Genomic DNA, 707 nt, shown 5'->3' with positions numbered 1-707 from the left:
TCGTTTTTTAATGAATATTGCGCCCGTAGCTCAATTGGATAGAGCGTCTGACTACGGATCAGAAGGTTATGGGTTCGACTCCTGTCGGGCGCGCCAATAAATTTATGTTTTCGGAATGTAGCTCAGCTTGGTAGAGCACTTGGTTTGGGACCAAGGGGTCGTAGGTTCGAATCCTGTCATTCCGACCATTTTTTATGATAAATGGGGCCTTAGCTCAGCTGGGAGAGCGCCTGCCTTGCACGCAGGAGGTCAGCGGTTCGATCCCGCTAGGCTCCACCAGTTCAATATTTTTGGAGGTATACCCAAGTCTGGCTGAAGGGATCGGTCTTGAAAACCGACAGGCGGGTAACACCGCGCGGGGGTTCGAATCCCTCTACCTCCTCCATTTTGGGTCAGTAGCTCAGTTGGTAGAGCATTAGATTGAAGCTCTAAGTGTCGGCGGTTCGATTCCGTCCTGACCCACCATTATTTGCGGGTGTAGTTTAATGGTAAAACCTCAGCCTTCCAAGCTGATGTCGTGAGTTCGATTCTCATCACCCGCTCCAAAATGGGCCTATAGCTCAGCTGGTTAGAGCGCACGCCTGATAAGCGTGAGGTCGATGGTTCGAGTCCATTTAGGCCCATCATTATTCCGAAGTAGCTCAGTTGGTAGTAGCACCTGACTGTTAATCAGGTTGTCGCAGGTTCGAGTCCTGCCTTCGGAGCCA

General features: G+C 50.9%; 8 tRNA genes. All 8 read left to right on the top strand.

Features of this window, described 5'->3' with window-relative positions:
- Window positions 1–19: 19 nt before the first annotated feature.
- A tRNA-Arg gene (locus CRI88_RS22275) sits at window positions 20–96 on the top strand.
- A gap of 15 nt (window positions 97–111) precedes the next feature.
- Window positions 112–188 (top strand) — tRNA-Pro (locus tag CRI88_RS22270).
- A gap of 15 nt (window positions 189–203) precedes the next feature.
- Window positions 204–279, top strand: a tRNA-Ala gene (locus CRI88_RS22265).
- A 13-nt stretch (window positions 280–292) separates the two neighbouring features.
- Window positions 293–385: transfer RNA gene (locus CRI88_RS22260), tRNA-Ser, on the top strand.
- A gap of 4 nt (window positions 386–389) precedes the next feature.
- Window positions 390–465: transfer RNA gene (locus tag CRI88_RS22255), tRNA-Phe, on the top strand.
- Between the two features lie 6 nt (window positions 466–471).
- Window positions 472–545, top strand: a tRNA-Gly gene (locus CRI88_RS22250).
- Between the two features lie 4 nt (window positions 546–549).
- Window positions 550–623, top strand: a tRNA-Ile gene (locus CRI88_RS22245).
- A gap of 7 nt (window positions 624–630) precedes the next feature.
- A tRNA-Asn gene (locus CRI88_RS22240) sits at window positions 631–707 on the top strand.

Origin of the sequence: Lysinibacillus fusiformis, from assembly GCF_002845985.1 — a bacterium.
GTDB classification, from domain to species: domain Bacteria; phylum Bacillota; class Bacilli; order Bacillales_A; family Planococcaceae; genus Lysinibacillus; species Lysinibacillus fusiformis_D.
Note: the sequence above shows the minus strand (reverse complement) of the source record. Positions and strands in the feature narration are given on the sequence as shown.